Here is a 20174-nt window from a genome sequence, read left to right on the forward strand (position 1 = left end):
TCGACAGCGCCTCGGCATTGCGCGCCGCACGCGGCAGGATCGCCTGATGCATGGTCGGCACGGCCGTGTACCAGCTCGGCCGCGCTTCGCTTAGCCAATGGAAGAAGCGCAGCGCGTTGAAGCCCGGCGTGCAGAACACGCTGCCGCCGGCGGCAAGCGAGGACAGCACCGCCGCGATCAGCCCATGAATGTGGAACAGCGGCATGATGTTGAGGCAGCGATCACCTGACGTCAGGCCGAGCGTCGCGCCAATGTGGGCGGCCGAGGCGGCGAGATTGGCATGGCTGAGCGGCACCAGTTTGGGTCGTGACGTGGTGCCGGAAGTGTGCAGCAACAACGCGATGTCGCCATCCTCAGCCAGGCCGCGCGAAACAGGCGGACCAACCGGTTTGCCCTCGATCTCAAAACTGCCGGCTGGCGCGTCACCCCGCGTGACCAGCCTCAGCACCGCTATGCCGAGACGCTCGGCAACCGCGACCGCCGGGCCGCTTTCGTCCTCGGCGACCAGGATTGCGTTGGCGCCGATGTCGGAGAGATAAAAATCGAGCTCGTCGGCCCGGTAGGCCGGGTTGAGCGGCGCCGTGGATGCCGCCGCCGCCGCAGCGACAAAGGCAGTGGCCATCTCCGGCCCGTTCGGCAGCACGATGGCTATCCGGTCGCCACGGCCGAGGCCCAGTGCATGCAGTTGCGCCGCCGTTTCGGAGATCAGGCGGCGCAGCCCGCCATGGGTCAGCGTGATCCTGTCGGGTGCCGAAATCGCCGGCGCATCATCCGCTCCGGCGGCAAGCCGTTCAATGATCGACGCTTCAGACAACGCGAACCTCTAGGTCGCCGACGCCATCGATATGACCGCGAAGAACATCACCGCGAACAACCGCCCCGACGCCCGCCGGCGTGCCGGAAAGGATGATGTCCCCCGGCATCAGCGTGAAAAGACCTGAGAGATAACTGATCATTTCCGGAACTTTCCAAATCATCTGGTTGAGGTCGCCGGTCTGTTTTCGCTCGCCATTGACGTCCAGCCAAATCGCTCCCTGGGTTGGATGGCCGATCGAGCTTGCCGGAACCAACGGCGTGCATGGCGCCGACGCCTCGAAGGCCTTGCCGACCTCCCAAGGACGACCCATGTCCTTCGCCTTACCTTGCAGGTCGCGCCGCGTCATGTCGAGACCTACGCCATAACCGAATACGCAGTCCAGAGCCTTTTCGACCGCGATGTCCGTGCCGCCGCTTTTGAGCGCAACGACCATTTCGATCTCGTGATGGACATCGTTGGAGGCCGGAGGATATGGAAATTCTCCGCTAACATTGAGGTTGTCGGGGTTCTTCTGGAAGAAGAACGGTGGCTCCTTGTTGGGGTCGTGTCCCATCTCGACGGCATGCGCGGCATAGTTCCGCCCGACGCAATAGACGCGGTGCACCGGAAACATCTTGTCGGTTCCCGCCACCGGAATGCTTGGGATTGCGGTCGGTTCGATGACGTAGCTTGAGGTCGTGCCGTGCATGTTCACTGTCTTGCTCCTGCATAGTATTCGACTTTGGCTTCGGCCCTTTCGATCAGTTCGGCGATCAGCAGGGCGAAGGCAAAAAGGATGATGGTCAAGGCCCAGAATTCGGCCATGCGGAAATTTCGCGAGAAGGTCTCGAACAGCGCGCCGTAGCCGACGATGGCGACGAGCAACTGGCCGATGACGACGCCCTTGACGCCGCGGATGAGGCCGAGGCGGATGCCGGCGAGGATCTCCGGGAGTGCCGCCCACAGGATGATCTTGGTATAGAGCGCCGGGCGCGAGGCGCCATAGGAACGCGCCATCTCGATCAGTGACGGCGATATGTGGCGGACCCCGGCGCGTGTGTCGAGAACGATGATCCAGATCGCAAACAGGAACACCGCTGCAACGATCGTCTTCTCGCCGAAGCCGAACAGGATCATCAGCACGGGGACGATGGCCGAGAGCGGTGCGCTTGAGAAGATGTTGACCCACATGCCGAGCAAATCGTCGGCGATCTTGACGCGTCCCATCAGGATGCCCAGGGGCACGCCGACTACGATCGACAGGGCCATGCCCATGGCGAAGGCGCGAAGGGTCGTGACCGTCGCGCTCTGCCAGGACGGGGTCTGCACCAGACCGACGGCTGCTGCCAGCACGTCGCTAAACGGCGGCAGCAGAAAGACAAGGTCCAGCCGGCCGACGATTTCCCATACGACGCACCAGACGAGCAGGGATGCCATCATTGGTACACGGTAGCCAAACAGGGTCATGGCCGATCATTCCACATATTGCTTCAGCCCCTGCCAGATCTCATCGACCGTATCGAGATAGTGCCTGTCGCGATGAATGCGCTCCGGATCGCCGGAGCGATCGATTTCCGGCTCGATGATCTGCGAAACCCGACCGGGCCTCGGTGACAGCAACACGATCCGGTCGGAGATGTAGACCGCCTCCTCGATCGAATGCGTCACGAAGATGAAGGTCTTGTTCTGGTTGGTGCGCAGCCGGATCAGATCTTCCTGGAACTTCCGCCGGTTCTGCTCGTCGACCGCCGAAAACGGCTCATCGAGCAGCAGGACATCGGCATCGACCGATAAAGCCCGCGCCAGGCCGACGCGCTGGCGCATGCCGCCCGACAGCTCGTGCGGATATTTGTCCTCGAAGCCGGCGAGCCCCACCTCGGCGATATAGTGGCGGGCGATGTCCTCGCGCTCGGCCTTGTTCGTGCCGCGCAATTCCAGCCCGAAGGCCACGTTGCGTGTCACGGTCGCCCAAGGCATCAGCGCAAAATCCTGGAACACGAAAGCGCGTTCGGGGCCTGGGGCGCTGACGCGCTTGCCGTTGATCGCGACGGTGCCGCCATCAGCCCGTATCAGCCCGGCTATGATCTTCAACAGCGTCGTCTTTCCGCAACCGCTGGGTCCGAGAAGGCTGGTCAGCTTGCCCCTGGGAAAGTCGAGATCGATGCCGCGCAACGCCTCGACATTGCCGTAGGTCTTGGAGATTCCTCTCACTTCCACGATTGAATCGATCGGTGCGGGAACCGGTGACGGTCCATTTCGCAATGCGGTCGCGCCCATGTTAAGCACCTCTACTCTCGGGCCTGAAAACACGGACTTCCACCCACTGCAGAAAGACGAGCGTCAGGGTGGAAAGCGCGATGATCGAGGCAATTGTTGCGTACATCTCGGCGTAATCTGCGCGCGAGCGGTGGAAGGTGATGAGGTCGCCGATGCCGGTCGGGGTGATCAGCAGCTCGGCGAGCACCACGCCGACGAACCCGGCAGCGACGCCGAGGCGCAAGCCGGCAAAGATCACCGGGCTGGCGTCCGGAAGAATGATCTTGGCGACGGTCTGCCAGCGTGTGCCCATGAACGATCGGCACATGGCCAGCAACGACTCGTTGACGTTGCGCACGGCCTTGTAGGTGTTGAGCACGATGACCGGCAGCGCCAGGATCATGACGGCGAGCGTCTTGGCGGTCATGCCGATCCCGTAGACGAAGGTGACCATTGGAATGAAGGCGGCGACGGGTGCAGCCTGAAGCACGATGAACACGGGGATTAGCAGCCATTCGCCGGTGCGCCATAGACCACAGATCGTGCCGAGACCGACACCCAGGAACGCCGACAAGACAACGCCGAGCACCAGCGGCTGCAGCGTCGAGAGGTAGGCAGTTGCCAGGCTGCCATCGGCGAGCAATCCGAAAAACGCGACGATCGTGTCGGAAAAAGTTGGGAAGGCGAAGCTGACGGGAATGCGGCCGGCCACCTCCCAAATTCCTGCGAACAGGGCGATCGACACGAGCCTGAGCAGGATCGGCTGGTCCCACGATGCGCCCGTGGTGCTGCGATTGGAAAGGGGAGCGAGGCCGGCAGCCTCGCCGTCGGTTCTGATGCTTACGGCCATCCGGCAGGCCGCCTATTTCTTGCCGAGCTTGGCGACAGCGCGGTCGAGTGCCGAGACATCCCAGAAGTCCTCGACCTTGAGGCTCGCGGGATCGCCTTCGATCTGGCCGGCAAGGCTGAAGAAGGCGAAGTCGTCTGCGGCCGCATCCGCGCCGCCGCCATTCAGCGCAAGGCTGCCGGCTTCCGCGGTTTCCTTGTAGTATTCGGTGATTTCGCTATCCGCTTCCGCGCCGAGATCCGGCAGCAATTTGTACTTGTTGCGGAGCTCGACCGCCACCGCCGGGTTCGCGGTTATCTCGCGCGCGGTCTTCATCAATTCCTCGACCAGGATGTCGACGTCGGCGGCGTTGTTCTTCAGATAGTCTGCGGTCGCGAAAAGCGCTTCGTCCGAGGCGCCGAGATCCTCGACCGGCAAGACGATGAACTTTCCGGGGGCTTCGGCCTCGAGCGCGCGCCTGTTGGCGGCGTCGACGATCGACGCCTTGATGGTTCCCTGGAGCAGCGCATTGCGGCGAACCTCGGAACCCGGGACATAGCTGATGTTGCCGAGCTTGATGCCGTGATTTTTCGCCATCAGGAGCATGACGGCCTCGGTGCCAGAGCCGCGCGCCTGAACGGCGACTTCCTGCCCGTCGAGATCCTTCCATTCCTTGTAGAATTCGCTGTTGACGACGGGAAAGAAGCGCAGCGTCGATATCTGCGCAAAGATGCGAATCGGCACGCCCACCTTCTGGATCAGAGTATAGGGCGCGCCGATGCCGACATCGGCCTGGCCGCCGACAATGGCCTGGGCAGCCAGATCCTCGTCATTGAGAACGATGAGCTCGACATTCACGCCGCGTTCCTTGGCGCGCTCTATCGCGGCGAGTGTCTGGATGGATTCTATACCGGGAAGGTCGCCGAATGCGATGCGCATGTCGCCCGCATTTGCGGCCGACAGGGGCAGTGCCCATGCCAGGGCCGCGGCAAAAGCGGTGGCAAGGATGGTACGTCTGGTCATGCTGGCCATTGTCATTCCTCCCGTTTCTTGTAACCATTACCTTAATTGGTTAAGGCCACAGACCGGATTGGTCAAGGAGAAACTGCGGCGTGTCGGACACGTTCGCCCAGAAAACTCGGCAGTTGACGGTTTGCGCTAATCGTTTTAACACCAACAAAGGGAAATCTTATGCGAATTGGTTAAATTGATGGACGATCCCGGAAATGGCGGCCACGCCGCCCTGGTTCAGCTTCAGGCCTATCTTGCCCAGATGGACCATGCCGGCGAGACTCGGCTGCCTGCCGAGCGGGAACTGTCCGAGAGCCTCGGCGTATCGCGCGGCGATCTGCGCAAGGCGCTGGCGGTGCTCGAGAAAGACGGCCGCATCTGGCGTCACGTCGGCAGGGGCACCTTCGTCGGCAGTGGACCGGTCGAGGAGACGATTGGGATTTCGGAAATCGCCGGGCGCACGAATCCGGCCGACGTGATGCGCGCGCGTCTCATCATTGAGCCCGAGATTGCGCGCGAAGCGGCGCTGCACGCCACGCTTTCGGATATCGCATCGATGCGGCAATCGCTGGTGCAGACGCGGGAAGCCGTCACATGGCGGCAATATGAGAACATCGACAATCTGCTCCACCGCCAGATTGCGCAGGCGAGCCGCAACAATGTGCTGCTCGGCCTGTTCGACGTCCTGAACGCGGTGCGCCGAACCGTGGTCTGGGGACGTCTTCGTTCAGATGGCGCCCGTCCTCCGGCGGACCATCACAGCTTTGCCGACCATGAACGGATCGTCGAGGCGATCGCCGAACGCGACCTTGGCGGCGCGGCCGCGGCGATGCGCCTGCATCTCCAACAGGTCGAGCGGCGCCTGATCCCTGTCCGCGAAGCCGCCGAATAGCTTGGATTGGCCACGCTACAGCGCCGCGCGTCCTTCTTAAACGCGCGGCGCTGTTCGGGTCATGCGCTAGGCGCCGTAGCCGATGATGCCCTTGATCTCGAGGAAATCATGGATCGCCCAGTCGGCATATTCGCGGCCGTTGCCGGATTGCTTGTAGCCGCCGAAGGGCGCGAACGTATCCCATTCCGGATAGTTGATCGAGACCTGTCCGGCGCGCAGGCGGCCGGCGACTTTTCGCGCGTGATCGATATCCCCGGATTGCACATAGGCGGCGAGGCCATAAACAGTGTCGTTGGCGATCTTCACCGCGTCGTCGTCGTCATCATAGGAGATGACCGAAAGCACCGGCCCAAAAATCTCCTCCTTCTCGATGGTCATGCCCGGCGTGACGTGACCGAAGACGGTCGGCCTGACATAGTAGCCGCGGTTGAGGTGCTCCGGCCGGCCGGGACCGCCGGTGACCAGCGTAGCACCCTCGGCGATGCCGGCCTCGATCAGCCGCTGGATCTTGTCGAACTGGATGTTACTGACCACCGGACCGAGCTTGGTCTCTTCCGAGCGCGGATCACCGACCTTGTGCGCTTCGGCCGCTTTCTTGGCGATCGTCAGCGCCTCGTCGTGGCGGGCCGCCGGCACCAGCATGCGCGTCGGCGCGTCGCACGACTGGCCGCTATTGCCGAAACAGGCGTTGACGCCCTGGCGCACGGCCGCCTCGAAGTCGGCGTCGGGAAGCACGATGTTGGCCGATTTGCCGCCGAGCTCCTGCGCCACGCGCTTGACGGTCTCGGCCGCCGTCTTGGCGACGATGATGCCGGCCCGGGTCGAGCCAGTGAAGGAAACCATGTCGACATCGGGATGGCCGGCCATGACCTGCCCGACGTCGGGACCGGTGCCGTTGACCATGTTGTAGACCCCCTTCGGCGTGCCTGCCGCCTCCATCACTTCCGAAAAGATGACGCCGCTGATCGGCGCGATCTCGGAAGGCTTCAGCACGACCGTGCAGCCGGCGGCGATCGCCGGCGCCACCTTGCAGACGATCTGGTTGAGCGGCCAGTTCCATGGCGTGATCAGCGCGCAGACGCCGATCGGCTCCTTGACCACCATGGTGCCGCCGCGCTTCTCGCTGAATTCGTAATCCTCCAGCGCTTTGATGGTGGATTCCATATGCGCCCTGCCTGCCCAGGCCTGCGCCTCGCGCGCCCAGGTGATCGGCGCGCCCATCTCCTGGGAGACAGCTTGCGCGATATCCTCGTAGCGCTCGTTGTAGACCTCGAGGATGCGCTTCAGCAGCTTCAGACGCTCGGCCTTGCTGGTTTGGGAAAAGGCCGGAAAGGCCGCCTTGGCCGCTGCCACGGCGCGATCCACATCGGCCTTCGAGCCGACGGAGATTTTCGTGTAGGCCTCTTCAGTAGACGGGTCGATCACATCCAGCGTTGCCGGCACCACGGGCGCGACCCATTTTCCGTCGATAAAGAAGTTCAGATGATTGCTCATCGGGTAATGCTCCGGTTTTCTGGAAAAGATAGGGAACAGATTAGCTGGGTAGCATAGGGCAGTTAGCGCCACGGCGCAGGCTGATATGCGCCACGTCGCCGACGCTGAATTGAAAACCTTCCGCCCGGCGTGGCGCGTCGATAACCACCGGTATCCCCTGCCCCAATTCGGCGTGCAGGCGCAAGGTGCGGCCGTGAAAGACGATGCTGCTCACCCGCGCCGGCGCGGTGCCGGTCGCCGCTTCGGTTGCTGCCAAAAGATCCTCCGGACGCACGCCGATGGTTCGCACCGCGCCTTCACCCGGTGCTTCGCCGGTTTCCGACGTGGCTTCCAGCGGCAAGGCGCCGGCGTTGAAATGCAACCGATCGCCGTCATGGCCGACAAAGCGCGACTGCAGCAGGTTCATCGTGCCGATGAAACTGGCGACGAATTTGGTGGCGGGCCGGTCGTAGAGCGCTGCCGGCGGTGCGATCTGCTCGATACGGCCCTTGTTCATGACGACGATGCGGTCGGAGATCGACAGCGCCTCGGTCTGGTCGTGGGTGACCATGACGAAAGTGGTGCCAAGCCGCGACTGCAGCCGCTTCAGCTCGACCTGCATCTGTTCGCGCAGATGCGCGTCGAGCGCCGATAGCGGCTCGTCGAGCAACAGCACACGCGGTTCGCAGACGATGGCACGGGCAAGCGCGACGCGCTGGCGCTGGCCGCCCGACAATTCGGACACGCGGGCGCCGAGCTTTTCGGCAAGGCCAACCATGTCGAGCGCTTCGCCGACGCGCTTTGCCTGTTCTGCCCCGGAAAGCTTGCGCAGCGACAGGCCGAAGCCGACATTTTCGGCGACGTCCATGTGCGGAAACAGCGCATAGTCCTGGAACACGGTGTTGACCGGCCGGTCAAACGGCCTGAGTGCCGTGATGTCACGGCCTTCGAGCAGCACCCGCCCGCTCGACGGGCTTTCGAAACCAGCGATCACCCGCAGGCTGGTGGTCTTGCCGCAGCCGGAGGGTCCGAGCAACGTCAGGAACTCGCCGCGGGCAATGTCGAGATCGATGGTGTCGAGACCGACGATGCCGCCGGGGAACATTTTCGACACCGCATCCAGCCGGACGAGAGGATCAGGCGCCATCGCGAACCTCGGACGGCTTGGTCGTGTTGACCCAGAGAATCTGGCAGCGCTCGACGCCCGGATTGCGGAAGGCATGCAGCAAGGTGCTCTTGAAGGCGAAGCTGTCGCCGACCTTCAGCCCATAGGTGGTGGAATCGACCACCAGCTCGACCTCGCCCGCCATGACGAACCCGAATTCGTGGCCGGCGTGCGCATAGGCCTCGGCGGTGCCGCCGCCGGCTTCCACCGTCACCAGCATGCCGGTGAGCGTGGCGGCCGGCGGCGACAGCAGCGCCTTGGCAATGCCTTCCGATTTCACCGGGATTTGCCGACGGCTGTTGGCGCGCACGCAATAGAGGTCGTTGCCGGCATCGTTGCCGTCGGCGATCAGCGCCGACGGCTCGATGTCGAGCGCGGCGGCAAGCGGCCAGATCACCTTGACGCGAAGCGAGGACAGGCCGCGCTCGATCTGGCTGAGCGCACCGATCGAAACGCCGGCCTTGGCGGCAAGCTCGGCCAGCGAAAGATTGCGTCCCAGCCTGAGCGCCCGCACGCGCCGGCCGACCCGCACATCGGCGTCGTCCTTCGGCTTTTCAGCGGTTTCGTTTCGTATGTCCATCTGTTCGTCCTCGTTTACGGCACGGCGGCTTTCCCTTCTCCCCCTGTGGGAGAAGGTGGCCGAGCGAAGCTCGGTCGGATGAGGGGTGTTCCAGCTTGGCACCAACGGCGCTCCGGCCAGCACCCCCCAACCGTCTTGGCGCTGCGCGCCAATCCACCTTCTCCCACAAGGGGAGAAGGGAAGGCGAGACTCAGCCGCCTGCCTTGACCTTCTCAAACATCTTGGCGAGTTCGTCATTCTGTTTCATCGGCCCGGTGAAGACGGTGGTCTTCAGCATCACTTCCGGATCGGACGGCAGCTGCAGTTTCTCCAGTTCTTCCTTCGGCACCGCAGCGAAGGCCGAGCTGGTCGAACTGCCGTAGCCATAAGCCTGGATCAGGTATTTTCCCGAATCCGTCTCCAGCCGGCTGTTGATGAAGTCATAGGCGAGATCGACGTTCTTGGCATCCTTGAGCATGACGAAGCCGCACGACCAGGTCAGCATTCCTTCCTTCGGCTTCATGAACTCGACCGGAACGCCCTGCTTCTTGAGCGAGGTGGCTGACGCATTCCAGGTCATGGCGGCGACCAGCTGGCCGCTGGCCAGTGCCTGTTCGACCGAGGTCATGTCGGTGGTGTAGTTAGAGAGCAGCGGGCGCTGCTCGCGCAGCTTTTCCGCCACCTTGTCCATCTGTTCCGGCGTCATGTCGAATGGATTGACGCCGGCGAGAAGGGCCGCCACCACGGGCGTGTCGTGGACGGCGTCGATCGTCGCCATGCGCCCGGCATATTGCTTGTCCCACAGCAAGTTCCAGCTCGGTTCCGGGTTCTTCACGAGATCGGTGCGGTAGAGGATCGAGGTGTTGCCCCAGTCCCACGGCACCATCCAGACCTTGCCGTCGCCGGCCTGCAGGTCGGGCAGGTTCCTGAAGACCGGAAAAATCGAATCCCAGTTCTTGATGCGCTTGGTGTCGATCGGCTGCAGCAGGCCTTCCTTGTTCCAGCGCGCCACCTTGTCGTAGCAGGGATGCGCGACATCAGGGCGGAAACCGGCCTTGACCTTGGTGAAGGCATCATCGTCGTCGCCGAACATCGAGGCTTCCACGCCATCGGGGTGTGCGACGAGGAAGCTCTTGTTGAAGTCGGGCAGTTCGTAGCCCGACCAGGTGAAATATTGCAGCTTGTCGGCCGCAAACGCGACGGTCGACGAAAGCGCCAGCGCGAAGGCGGCCAATCCGGCTTGGACTGTCTTGCGATTTATCGATTTCAGGTCGAATGCCATTGCAGTTCTCCTCTTTCGGTTTCTTCTGGTTTGGACAGGTCGGCGGGCACCGGCCGCTGAGCGGCGGCGAGCCCACGATGGCGCAGGATTTCGGCCATTGCCGCGATGACGAAGGACAGGGCCAGGATTGCCGTGCCCAGCGCCATGACGGTCGGCAGCGACTTCGGGAATCGCAGCTGGCTCCAGATATAAAGCGGCAGCGTCGGCTCGGTGCCGGCCAGGAAGAAGGCGACGATGAACTCGTCGAAGGAGGTCAGGAAGGCCAACATGAACGCCGACACAATGGCGGGCAGGCTGAGCGGCAGCATGACCCGCCTGAATGTCGTCCAGTCGGAAGCGCCGAGATCGAGCGCGGCCTCGCGGATCGTCTTCGGGATAGCGGCGAAGCGGCTTTTCATGATCACCACCGTCGTCGGCAGCGCCACCAAAATGTGGCCGAGGACGATGGCGATGCGCGACGGACCGAAGCCGATGAGATTGACCAGGATCAGCAGCGAGATACCGACGATGACGCCGGGGATCAGGATCGGCAGCCGCGCGATGGCGCTGATCGTGAGGGCAAGCGGCGAGCGGCCGTAGAGGTCCATATAGGACACGGTGATGCCGCAAAGCGTCGCGCCGGTGGCGGCAATCGCACCGATGACGAGGCTGTTGGCAAGGGCGCCGGACAGCGCCGAATTGCCAAACAGCGTCGCGTACCATTCAAACGTGAAGCCTTGCAGCGGAAACGCCGCCTGGATCGAATCGTTGAAGGAGAAAAGCGGGATCAGCGATACCGGCAAATAGAGGAATACCAGATAGACAAGCACGTAGGCGCCGAGCCAACTCCCACCTTTCTTTGCGTCTATGCGCGCCGCGCTCATGTCCGGCTGCCAAACCTGCGGTCGGCGAAACGCACGACCAGCACCACGGCGAGGATGACCAGCATGACGGCGACGGCGAGCGCTGCGCCGAATGGCCAGTCATTGGCCTTGCCGAACTGGGCCTGGATCAGCGTGCCGATCATGGTGCTGGCAGGACCGCCGACCAGCGCCGGGGTCACATAGTCGCCAACCGTCGGCACGAAGACGACGAGGGCCGCCGCCAGCACCCCCGGCATCGAGTTCGGCAGCACGACGCGGCGGAAGCTGGTAAACGGCCTGGCGCCGAGATCGGAGGCAGCTTCGAGCAGCGATTTGGGGATCGTATCCAGCGCCACGTAGATGGGCAGGATGGCGAATGGCGCATAGGCGTGAGCCAGCGTGACGACGACGGCCGCCGGCGTGTTGAGAAACGCCAATGTCGGCTCGGACCAGATGCCGCTTTCGATCAGCGCCGAGTTCAGCACGCCATTATAGGCCAGCACGATCTTCCAGGCGAAGACGCGCAGAAGATAGCTGGTCCAGAACGGCAACGTCACCAGAAACAACAGCAGGCCGCGCCGCCGGCCGGCGTGGAAGGCAAGATAATAAGCGACCGGATAGGCGGTGACGACCGTTGCCAGCGTCACCAGACCGGCGATGGTCAGCGAGCGCAGCGTCACCGTCCAATACAGCGGGTCGGACACTACCGTGACGAAATTCGCAAGGGTGAAACCGGCGCCCAGCAGCGAACCGTCATTGCCGCGAAAGGCGAGGAAAAGCACGAGGCCGAGGGCAAACAGGATCAGGAAGAAGGTGACCAGTCCGCCCGGCAGCAGCATGGCCAAGCGGAAACCCGGAGAAAACCGGGATTCCGGCGGCGGCTGCGTCGCAACGATGGTCGACATCGTCTTGCCCTATCGGGATTTTGAAATCGCCTAAGGCTTTTTCATAATCATGAAACTGTCAAGCTGATTCCTGCGCCGGCATGAAATCAGCGCTCGAATGCATCCAGCATACGAGACCAGGCGATCGTCGCGGCAACGCCGGCCTGCCGAAAGGCGTGCAACGGGATCGGCCGGATCGGAGAGACCGGGAACGGCAATTGCCTGGCATCACCGCTCGCCAGATAGCCAGCGATGCGCTCGCCAAGCGCGGTCATCAGGCCGACCCCACGGCCCTGGCAACCGACCACGGCCATCAGGCCCTGCTCAGGCTCGTGGATATGCGGGAGGTGATCCGGCGTCATCGCCACCCGACCAAACCAGCGCTTTTCGACGGCAACGCCGGATAGCACCGGATAGAGCCGGAGCAGCGCGCGCTCGAGATGCGCCCAGTCACCTTCGCTGGTCGGCAGCGCCATCCGGCCGCGCCCGCCAAGCACCAGCCGGCCGTCGGCACTCTTGCGGTAATAAACGAGGATGCGGCGCGAGTCCGACACTGCTTGCCCCTCCGGCAGAATCCCGGCTGCCAGATCGGGCGACAGCGGCGCTGTCGCGATCTGGAAGGAGTGCAGCGGAACGATTGTCTCGGCGAGACCGGGGAGCAAATCCCCGGTATAGGCGTTCGTCGCCAGAATGACCGCTTTGGCCTGCAATTCGGCGCCGCCTTCCGTCGAGATGCGCCACAGGCCGGCGTTCTTGTCGAGCCGTATCACCTTCTGGCGCTCGGCGATCTTCACGCCCGCGGCCGAGGCGATCCGTGCCAGCTCCGACGTGTAGGCAAGCGGATCAATAACGCCGGCGCGGCGGTCGAGCCAGCCGCCGAGATAGCCCTGCGCGCCAGTCAACGCAGCGATCTCGGTCTGGCTCAGAAGCCGGACATCGGCGCCGCGGGCCTGCCACTGCCGGTCCCTGTTCGCCGCCGCCTTCAGCGCCGTCTCGGTGTGCGCTGCCTGGATCCAGCCGTTGCGAACGAACGGCACCGCCAGTTTCTCGTCGCGGATCAATTCGAAGACGGCGTCCGCCGTCGAGGCGGCAAAATTGACGAGGATCTCGCCGCGGTCGGGGCCAAAATGCTCCAGCAGCCATTCCGGATCATATTTAAGGCCGGGGATCACCTGGCCGCCATTCAGGCCCGATGCGCCCTGGCCGATCTCGCCGGCTTCCAGCACCTGCACGGCAAGCCCGAGCCGGGCTGCATGCAAGGCGGTTGACAGACCGAGGATCCCGCCACCGACGATAACGACATCGACACGTTGCCCGCCGGGAAAAAGCGACTGGAACGCAGGGGCCGCCGGCGGCTTCTGCCAGATCGGATCGGAAAACGGCACGGGCAAAGGTCACCTGAAATGGGTTTCGTCAAATGAAAATCCTAGTGACGATTTCATGATTTTGAAAGAGCGTTTTGATCTCGGCATCAGCGGATTGAAATGGATGACGTCCGGCGATGCGAAATACAGCGGATGGCTCGACCGCGAGGAACGGGATAGACCTTTGGCGGGAATTTGTTGAAAGTGCCGCCGCCGCGGGCCAGGCTTTTGATGAACCATTGGTCCGGCAGTGACGACCGTCACAGCAGAACAAGACAGCAGAGGACCGCAGCCATGACGAACACCACTCTCCTGCCCGACGAGGGCCTCTTCATCGGCCGCGCCCGGACAAGCGATAGGTCCCATCCGCTGGTGGTCACGGTGCGCGACGGCACTGTCTTCGACATCACGTCGAGCATGGCACCAACCGTGCGCGACGTCTGCGAGATGCCGGATCCGGCAGGCTACGTCCACGCTGCCGGGGGCGAACCAATCGGGTCGCTTGACGCAATCGCCGCCAACAGTTTCCAGGCCACGCGCGATCCGCAAAAACCATACCTGCTTTCCCCGGTCGACCTGCACGCCGTCAAGGCGTCTGGTGTCACCTTCGTCGTCAGCCTGCTCGAACGGGTCATCGAGGAGCAGGCGCGCGGCTCGGCGGAAAAAGCCGACGCCATTCGCGCCGACATTGCCGGGCTGATCGGTCACGATCTGTCGAAGCTCAAGCCAGGCTCGCCGGAGGCGATGGAGATCAAGGCCAAGCTCATCCAGCGCGGCGCCTGGTCGCAATATCTGGAAGTGGGCATCGGCCCCGATGCCGAGATCTTCACCAAATGCCAGCCGATGGCGTCGGTCGGCTTCGGCGCCGATGTCGGCCTGCATCCGGTGTCTACCTGGAACAATCCGGAGCCGGAGATCGCCATGATCGCCGCCAGCAGCGGCAGGATCGTCGGCGCGACGCTCGGCAACGATGTCAATCTGCGCGACGTCGAAGGGCGCTCGGCGCTGTTGCTCGGTAAGGCCAAGGACAACAACGCCTCGGCAGCACTTGGTCCGTTCATCCGGCTGTTCGACGATAGCTTTTCCATCGATGATGTGAAGCAGGCCACCGTGCGCCTGAAGGTCGAGGGCGAGGACGGTTTCTCGCTGGAAGGTGCAAGCTCGATGGCCGAGATCAGCCGCTCGCCTGAAGAGCTGGTCGCTGCCGCCATGGGTCCGCATCACCAATACCCGGACGGGTTGGCGCTCTATCTCGGCACCATGTTCGTGCCATCGAAGGATCGCGGCGAAAAGGGCAAGGGCTTTACGCACAAGGTCGGCGACATCGTCACCATCTCGTCGGAGAAATTCGGCGCCCTGGTCAACCGGGTGCGGCTGTCGCCCGACTGTCCCCACTGGACCTATGGCGCCAGCCATCTGATGCGCGATCTCGCCAAGGCCGATCTTATCTAGGTTCCGCCCCCGACTGCGACGGAGAGAAGTCTCGGCCTGATCCGCCTGCCTGGAAAATATCAGCCAAACTGATGCAATCTGATGGGACGGGTGATGGCGCATTGTCGCGCGCCAACTACCACTGGCAAATGGAGGCTTGCCATCGACCGAAAAAGCGGATGCTCTGATGCATCCAGATCGGCGCTGGCAAGAATACGATCAGGGTTTGCCGTGATCGTCGTCGGAGGGAAGCAGTTTTCAAAATGGGAGGAAATCAAATGCTGACAAGGCTACGACTATTTGTATTCGGCTTGATCGTGGCGCTGGCCATTCCGGCGGCGGCGCAGGCCAAGACCTTCTACTGGATTTCGCATGGCGGCCCGGCCGATCCGGTCTGGACCTACTTCCTCGCCGGCGCCAAGCAATGGGCTGCAGACACCGGCAACACCGTCAACACCTCGTTCCACAATGGCGACGTGGCATCCCAGCAGGAGGCGGTTCGCGCGGCCATCGCCGCCAAGGCCGACGGCATCGCCACCACCAGCCCCGACCCGGGCAGCCTTATCGAGCTCGCCAAGGAAGCACGGGCGGCAAACATCCCGATCATCAACTTCAACACGCCCGATCCGAAGGCGGACTTCAACGCCTATGTCGGCGGCGACAACGTCACCTTCGGCAAGAACTGGGCGCAGTATCTGGTCGACAAGGGCCTGGTGAAGAAGGGCGATTTCGTCTGGATGCCGGTCGAAATCCCGGGCGCCACCTATGGCGTCCAGGAAGAAGAAGGCATCAAGAGCGTCTTCGAGCCGCTCGGCATCACCTATGAGATCACCGAAGCCACGCTCGATCAAGCCGAAGCGATCAACCGCATGGTCGACTACCTCACCGCCAACAGGGCCAAGGTCAAGGCGATCATCGGCCTCGGCGATCTGGTGACCGGCTCGATCAAGCGGGTGTTCGACCAGGCCGGCATCAAGCCCGGCGAAATCCCGGTCGTCGGCTGGGGCAACTCGCTCGATACCACCCAGGAGGTACTGACCGGCTACGTCAATGCCGGGCAGTGGCAGGATCCGCAGGCGACCAGCTATGTGGCACTTTCGCTCGCCAACATGGCCGCCAGCGGCATCCCGCCCGGGTTCGACGTGATCACCGGCGCGCTCTACGAAAAGGACACTGCGCAGGTCTACGACGACATCCTGTCGGGGAAATAACACCGCGATCGGGATGGTCGCGGCGGTGCCTGCCGCGGTCATCCCCATCATTCCGCCGAACCTCGAACCGCTTTATGCGGCGCCAGGCTTGGCCAGTTCCAACCATGTCGCGGGTCCAACGTGGAAAATAGTTCCATCATCCAACGCTCGATCGCCAGGCCGGAATTCGGGCCCTTCGTGCTGCTTGTGGTCGAACTCGCCGTGTTCTGGGGGTTCAACCACGACTTCCTGTCGCCGCAGAACATCAGCAACATATTGGCCTTCACGGTCGAGCTCGGCCTGATCGCGCTGGCGATGACGCTGTTGATGACATCGGGCGAATTCGACCTCTCGGTCGGATCGCTGTTCGGCTTCTCGCCTGTCTTGATGTGGACACTCTTCAACAGCGGCCTCACCTCGCTGGAAGCCGGCTTCGTCGTGGCCTTGCTGGTTGCCGCCTTCATCGGCCTGGTCAATGGCTGGTTCGTGACGCAGCTCAAGATACCGTCCTTCCTGGTGACGCTCGGCATGCTGCTGGTGGTGCGCGGCACCGCCCTGTTCGTCACCAACGGATTTCCGCAGCGCACCTGGAGCGCCGAAGGCAGCTGGCTCGCCGAGGCGCTGGTCGGCGATTTCTTCATAGGACCGTTCCGCATCTACATGTCGCTGTTCTGGTTCATCGCAGCCGCGATCGCGCTCGGCTACGTGCTGACGCAGAGCCGGACCGGCAACTGGATCCAGGCGGCCGGCGGCAACCCCAACGCGGCGAAGGCTCGTGGTGTCAACGTCAGCGGCGTCAAGATCGGCCTGTTCATCCTGTCATCGATCATGGCTTCGCTTGCCGGCGTCATCAGCTCGCTGCGCACCTCCGCCGCCAATCCCAACAGCGGTACTGGCTACGAGCTCGAAGTCATCGCCATGGTGGTGATCGGCGGCACGGCGCTGACCGGCGGACGCGGCACCATCATCGGCACCGTGCTCGGCATCCTGATCCTGCGCGTCATGCGCAACGGCATCGTGCTGATCGGCGTGCCGGGCCTTGCCTACAACATCTTCATCGGCGCGATCATCCTCGGCATGATGGCGCTCCATTCATGGCTGGAACGCCGGCATCAGGCGGGGACTTGAACCATGGCTGAACCGCTTGTCCGCATGGAAAACATCCGCAAGTCCTACGGGCGCGTGCAGGCGCTCGTCGACGCCAATTTCCATGTCAATGAAAGGGAGATCGTCGGTCTGCTCGGCGACAATGGTGCCGGCAAATCGACGCTGATCAAGGTGCTGTCGGGTGCGGTTCCGCTGACCAGCGGCGACATCTTCATCCGCGGCAAGAAGGTAGACTTCCGCAGCACCAGCGACGCCATCGCCCACGGCATCGAGACGATCTACCAGGACTCGGCGCTGGTCACGCAATTGTCGATCGCGCGCAATCTGTTTCTCGGGCGCGAGCCGATCAAGCCGCCGCGTTTCCTCAACCGCATGGACCAGGAGGCGATGAACGTGGTCGCCCGCGATCTGCTCAAGCAGGTCGGCATCTCGAAGAACATCCCGCCGACGACGCCGATCGGCTCGCTCTCCGGCGGTGAACGGCAGGCCGTGGCGATCGCGCGCGCCATGCATTTCGACAGCGACCTCATCATCCTCGACGAGCCGACCAACAATTTGGGCGTCGCCGAGACGCAAGGCGTGCTGAGCTTCGTGCGCAGCGCCCGCGATTCAGGCCATTCCTGCATCTTCATCGCCCATAACATCCACCACGTCTTCCAGGTGGTCGACCGCATCGTCGTCATGCGGCGCGGCAAGGTGGTCGCCGACGATATCGATCCGAAGAACACCAACGTCGCGGAAGTCGAACGGATCATCACCGGCATGTCCGACGAGCAGATCCACGACGCCATCGTCCAGGGGAAGCAATCGCAGGGCTGAGCGGGCCAGTTGGAAGCCGGGTTCGCCGTATCTCTGGCACGGGATCACATCAGCTCCTATGACTGCGACCATGAAAGCCACCGTTGCGGACATCGCCAGAAGCTGCGGGTTGTCGACCGCCACGGTCGACCGGGTGCTGAACAACCGGCCGGGTGCCAGCGCGGCCAACCGGCAGCGGGTGATGGAGGCGGCCAAGCAGCTCGGCTATTTGCCGGTCGTGGATCAGGTCACACTGCCCTCGCGGCCGGCGCATCTGGAATTCTTCCTGCCGATCGGCTCCAACGCCTTCATGATGGATCTGGCAAATCATATCGAGGATTATGCGGCGCGCCTGCCGCTCGTCGCCTCCTGCCGGATCCACAAGCTCGCCGGCATCTCGCCGAGCGCGTTGCAGGCAGCCGTCGAAAACCTCTCGCTTAGGGCAAACGGCGTTGGCGTCATCGCGATCGATCATCCGAGAACGCGCAACATCCTGCGAGAGATCGTCGAGGCCGGCATCCGCCTGGTCACGCTGGTGTCGGACGTGCCGGGCGCACCGCGATCGGCCTATGTCGGCATCGACAACCGTGTGGCCGGCCGCACCGCGGCGCTGTTGATGGGACGTTTCCTGGGCGGGCGCCGGGGCCATCTGGCAATGGTCGTCGGCTCACGCTCCTACCGCGGGCACGAGGAACGCGAAATGGGCTTTCGGTCCGTGCTCAGCGAGGAGTTCCCCAATCTGACCGTCACCAGTGCCGTCGAGATCAACGATGAGCCTGATATCAGCTACAGGGCGACGATGAAGGCGCTGCACAACGAGCCGGAGCTGCTCGGCATCTATTGCGTCGGCGCTGGACGCTCTGGCGTGGCGAAAGCGCTGCTGGAAGCCAAGCCGCAAAGGAAGCCGGTGTTCATCTGTCACGACCTGACAAGGGCGACACGCGGCTATCTCGTCGATGATCTGCTTGATGTCGTCATCGACCAAAACGCGCGGCTGATCGCCGAGCAATCGGTCATTCGCCTGCTCGGCTCGATCGCTTCCTCGGCGCCCTATTTGACGCGGAAGTTCATCGAACCGCGCCTGATCTTCAAGGAAAACGTCCCGGTGCAGTGACGCCGCGCAAAGGGCGACGTTCAATCTGCCCCATAGTTAAGATTTGGTTGATACAGCAAATCTGCACATCTGCTATGCATCTTTCGTTATTGCCGAATCATTGGGCAATCGGTAGTTTCGCAGGTGTCGGCCATCTACTCCTCCCAGATGCGATGCCGACGCTGAGTGCGGCACACCTCCTCCCGTGCCGTATTCGAAATCAAGCCCGCTGCCACCTCCTCCCGGCAGCGGGCTTTTTTGTTCCGGCTCCGGGTGTTGGGCAAAGGCTGGGGTCATGACCATCACCGGACAAGATTATCGGTCCGCGCGTCGAATGGCCATTTAGCGGCGATCGCCAGCGGCTTGTTCGGCGAGCGATAGGGCATGTTGCAGCCGCGATCAGCGGATCCGCCGGAATCCCGTCACACTTGTCACTCTCACCAATTCGCCATCGGTCCTATCCTGCCTCACCAAGCAACAGGTCGCGCCGGTGGTGCGGCGACAGACCGGCAAGGAGAAGCGCGATGACGGCACATCCGAACGGACAAAAGAGCATTCGGCGGCGCGGCTCGCAATGAACACGCCGCCGATCGTTTCGCCGCTTGCGAGACTATCTGGCCCTGAAAGAGGTGATCAGGCCTTCCGCCATGCGGACGAATTGCGCGCTGGGCCCTTCGGCTCCGACGCTTTGCAGGCTGACGCGGGCGCCCTCGAGCAGCAGCGACAGCGTGTCTGCAAGAAGTTCAGCCTGTCCGATGCCGGCATCCCGGCACAGGCCGACCAGACGATCGCGCTGAGCCTGCTTAAGCTCCTTGATCACCCGACGGGCCGGATGGTCGGTCTCGCTCAACTCGATGGCGGCGTTCGCCATGTCGCAACCGCGACCGTCCATCAACAGGCAATCGGCAGCCATTCGGACCCAGGCGTGCAGCTGCGCAAGCTTGTCGCCCGGATGCTCGGCCTCGAATTTCTGCCACATCGCGTTGGCGCTGCAGGCGGTCGCCCGCAGGCATTCGATGACCAGGTCGTCCTTGGACTCGAAATGACGGTAGAGCGTCATCTTATTGGTACCGGCGGCCTCAGTGATCGCGTCGACGCCGACGCCCTTGATGCCATGCTTGTGGAACATATCCCGTGCCGTTTCCAGGATGCGATCCCGCGGGCGGATGCGTTCCGCAGTGCCGTCTTCCATCAAAACCTCCTTG

21 protein-coding genes are annotated in these 20174 nt (G+C 63.0%); 7 read left to right on the plus strand and 14 right to left on the minus strand.

All coding sequences use genetic code 11. The features are described 5' to 3' along the window. The 6 genes from EOC93_RS34835 to EOC93_RS15920 all read right to left on the minus strand — a co-directional run. A partial coding sequence (locus tag EOC93_RS34835; protein ID WP_245461473.1) for an AMP-binding protein occupies positions 1-814 on the minus strand: 814 nt, incomplete at its 3' end. Beyond that, on the minus strand, positions 807-1505 hold the full coding sequence (locus EOC93_RS15900; RefSeq protein WP_126107223.1) for a fumarylacetoacetate hydrolase family protein: 699 nt from the start codon (positions 1503-1505) through the stop codon (positions 807-809). The genes EOC93_RS34835 and EOC93_RS15900, both read right to left, overlap by 8 nt. 2 nt (positions 1506-1507) lie before the next feature. Beyond that, the gene (locus EOC93_RS15905) at positions 1508-2263 is read right to left on the minus strand and encodes an ABC transporter permease subunit (RefSeq protein ID WP_127205087.1); all 756 of its coding nucleotides are present in this window, start codon (positions 2261-2263) and stop codon (positions 1508-1510) included. Positions 2264-2269: 6 nt separating this feature from the next. After that, complete coding sequence (locus EOC93_RS15910; protein ID WP_126103314.1) at positions 2270-3073, minus strand: ABC transporter ATP-binding protein; 804 nt, start codon at positions 3071-3073, stop codon at positions 2270-2272. A gap of 1 nt (position 3074) precedes the next feature. Then, a complete protein-coding gene (locus EOC93_RS15915) occupies positions 3075-3902 on the minus strand; it encodes an ABC transporter permease (protein ID WP_126103315.1) in 828 nt (275 codons plus the stop codon). A gap of 12 nt (positions 3903-3914) precedes the next feature. After that, positions 3915-4910: an ABC transporter substrate-binding protein gene (locus EOC93_RS15920; RefSeq protein WP_126103316.1), complete on the minus strand. Its 996-nt coding sequence runs from the start codon at positions 4908-4910 to the stop codon at positions 3915-3917. A 178-nt stretch (positions 4911-5088) separates the two neighbouring features. Here EOC93_RS15920 and EOC93_RS15925 point away from each other — a divergent pair, with 178 nt between their 5' ends. After that, on the plus strand, positions 5089-5781 hold the full coding sequence (locus tag EOC93_RS15925) for an FCD domain-containing protein (RefSeq protein ID WP_126103317.1): 693 nt from the start codon (positions 5089-5091) through the stop codon (positions 5779-5781). A gap of 66 nt (positions 5782-5847) precedes the next feature. Here the strand turns inward: EOC93_RS15925 and EOC93_RS15930 are convergent, their stop codons facing one another. From EOC93_RS15930 to EOC93_RS15960, 7 genes are all read right to left on the minus strand, one after another. Further along, positions 5848-7275: an aldehyde dehydrogenase family protein gene (locus EOC93_RS15930; RefSeq protein WP_126103318.1), complete on the minus strand. Its 1428-nt coding sequence runs from the start codon at positions 7273-7275 to the stop codon at positions 5848-5850. Positions 7276-7315: 40 nt separating this feature from the next. Then, positions 7316-8401 carry an ABC transporter ATP-binding protein gene (locus EOC93_RS15935; RefSeq protein WP_126103319.1) on the minus strand — a complete coding sequence of 362 codons (1086 nt, stop codon included), beginning with the start codon at positions 8399-8401 and terminating at the stop codon, positions 7316-7318. After that, the gene (locus EOC93_RS15940) at positions 8391-8999 is read right to left on the minus strand and encodes a cupin domain-containing protein (protein ID WP_126103320.1); all 609 of its coding nucleotides are present in this window, start codon (positions 8997-8999) and stop codon (positions 8391-8393) included. Before EOC93_RS15940 ends, EOC93_RS15935 begins: the two co-directional genes overlap by 11 nt. 190 nt (positions 9000-9189) lie before the next feature. Continuing rightward, positions 9190-10260, minus strand: coding sequence for an ABC transporter substrate-binding protein (locus tag EOC93_RS15945; protein ID WP_126103321.1), 1071 nt, complete (start codon positions 10258-10260; stop codon positions 9190-9192). Next, the gene (locus EOC93_RS15950; RefSeq protein ID WP_126103322.1) at positions 10245-11123 is read right to left on the minus strand and encodes an ABC transporter permease; all 879 of its coding nucleotides are present in this window, start codon (positions 11121-11123) and stop codon (positions 10245-10247) included. Before EOC93_RS15950 ends, EOC93_RS15945 begins: the two co-directional genes overlap by 16 nt. Next, entirely contained in the window at positions 11120-12007 is an 888-nt protein-coding gene (locus EOC93_RS15955) for an ABC transporter permease (protein WP_127205088.1), read from the minus strand. Before EOC93_RS15955 ends, EOC93_RS15950 begins: the two co-directional genes overlap by 4 nt. 86 nt (positions 12008-12093) lie before the next feature. Continuing rightward, positions 12094-13377, minus strand: coding sequence for an FAD-dependent oxidoreductase (locus tag EOC93_RS15960; protein ID WP_127205089.1), 1284 nt, complete (start codon positions 13375-13377; stop codon positions 12094-12096). Between the two features lie 49 nt (positions 13378-13426). On the opposite strand from EOC93_RS15960, the gene EOC93_RS35390 reads away from it, so the two are divergent. The 6 genes from EOC93_RS35390 (at position 13427) to EOC93_RS15985 (ending at position 18990) form a co-directional block, all read left to right on the plus strand. Then, the gene (locus tag EOC93_RS35390; RefSeq protein ID WP_280953350.1) at positions 13427-13552 is read left to right on the plus strand and encodes a hypothetical protein; all 126 of its coding nucleotides are present in this window, start codon (positions 13427-13429) and stop codon (positions 13550-13552) included. 92 nt (positions 13553-13644) lie between these two features. After that, positions 13645-14802 (plus strand): fumarylacetoacetate hydrolase family protein, encoded by a 1158-nt coding sequence (locus tag EOC93_RS15965; RefSeq protein ID WP_127205090.1) that lies wholly within the window; start codon positions 13645-13647, stop codon positions 14800-14802. 257 nt (positions 14803-15059) lie between these two features. After that, on the plus strand, positions 15060-15992 hold the full coding sequence (locus EOC93_RS15970) for a substrate-binding domain-containing protein (RefSeq protein ID WP_127205091.1): 933 nt from the start codon (positions 15060-15062) through the stop codon (positions 15990-15992). A 120-nt stretch (positions 15993-16112) separates the two neighbouring features. Further along, the gene (locus EOC93_RS15975; protein WP_095483918.1) at positions 16113-17099 is read left to right on the plus strand and encodes an ABC transporter permease; all 987 of its coding nucleotides are present in this window, start codon (positions 16113-16115) and stop codon (positions 17097-17099) included. 3 nt (positions 17100-17102) lie between these two features. Then, complete coding sequence (locus EOC93_RS15980) at positions 17103-17897, plus strand: ATP-binding cassette domain-containing protein (RefSeq protein ID WP_095483917.1); 795 nt, start codon at positions 17103-17105, stop codon at positions 17895-17897. A 70-nt stretch (positions 17898-17967) separates the two neighbouring features. Then, positions 17968-18990, plus strand: coding sequence for a LacI family DNA-binding transcriptional regulator (locus EOC93_RS15985; protein ID WP_095484020.1), 1023 nt, complete (start codon positions 17968-17970; stop codon positions 18988-18990). Between the two features lie 589 nt (positions 18991-19579). On the opposite strand, the gene EOC93_RS15995 is transcribed toward EOC93_RS15985, so the two are convergent. After that, a complete protein-coding gene (locus tag EOC93_RS15995) occupies positions 19580-20161 on the minus strand; it encodes a TetR/AcrR family transcriptional regulator (RefSeq protein ID WP_127205092.1) in 582 nt (193 codons plus the stop codon). Positions 20162-20174 lie beyond the last annotated feature (13 nt).

This window comes from Mesorhizobium sp. M6A.T.Ce.TU.002.03.1.1, from assembly GCF_003997275.1.
GTDB classification, from domain to species: domain Bacteria; phylum Pseudomonadota; class Alphaproteobacteria; order Rhizobiales; family Rhizobiaceae; genus Mesorhizobium; species Mesorhizobium mediterraneum.